A 611-nucleotide genomic window follows, 5' to 3' on the forward strand; every position below is an offset into this window, starting at 1 on the left:
GGCAAGTGTTCATCAACTTCATGATGTTTTCCTTTACGAAATGTTTAAAAAAATGTGTTTGCGGGCTATGTGAAGGTTTTAGAGACCGCCCGCCGAGCCTCTTAAACTTAATCTTCTTTTGTATAAAAACTGAAAATTAAAAATTCGCCGCCGATTTCTTCAATCGCCGAACTGAAAGCATCTTCATAGCTTTCATATTGCCCGGCAGATTTAATGTTAGGCGTAAAGCCAATATCGCCGAATGGATCGGGATAGATGAATTCATGATTTTCTAGTTCTTGAACAATAAATTTTTGCTGATACTTACTCATGATTCAGCCTTTCTTAGGCCTTTGGCGTTGCGCCTTTAACTTGGAAATCAAGCAATTTTGGAACAAGACCTTTACCTGTTGATTCCATGGCGACGGTTACATCAACCGCGCAAGGGAATTTAAGATTTTTCAATTTCTCAAAATTATGGCTATCACCAAACTTCATGCTAGCCGCTGTAAAGCCCACAGCATTACCGTTTGACGGCATAGGGCTTGCTATCAAGACAGTGCAAGAATCGATTTTGTTACCGTCGATTTCGCCTTTAAATTGTTTTGCTCCCAACAGGGTTGCTGAATATG

2 protein-coding genes are annotated in these 611 nt (G+C 40.1%); both read right to left on the bottom strand.

All coding sequences use genetic code 11. From position 1 onward, the window contains the following. Positions 1 to 107: 107 nt before the first annotated feature. Complete coding sequence (locus HMPREF2700_RS06745; RefSeq protein WP_049336678.1) at positions 108 to 311, bottom strand: hypothetical protein; 204 nt, start codon at positions 309 to 311, stop codon at positions 108 to 110. Positions 312 to 324: 13 nt separating this feature from the next. Continuing rightward, positions 325 to 597, bottom strand: a complete 273-nt coding sequence (locus HMPREF2700_RS06750; RefSeq protein ID WP_283129691.1) for a hypothetical protein — start codon at positions 595 to 597, stop codon at positions 325 to 327. Positions 598 to 611: the final 14 nt, after the last annotated feature.

Origin of the sequence: Neisseria sp. HMSC068C04 (assembly GCF_001810105.1) — a bacterium.
Lineage (GTDB): Bacteria > Pseudomonadota > Gammaproteobacteria > Burkholderiales > Neisseriaceae > Neisseria > Neisseria flavescens_B.

Coding starts and splice junctions, on each gene's coding strand:
- HMPREF2700_RS06745 (WP_049336678.1), bottom strand. CDS start 311: ATGAGTAAGTATCAGCAAAAATTTATTGTTCAAGAACTAGAAAATCAT.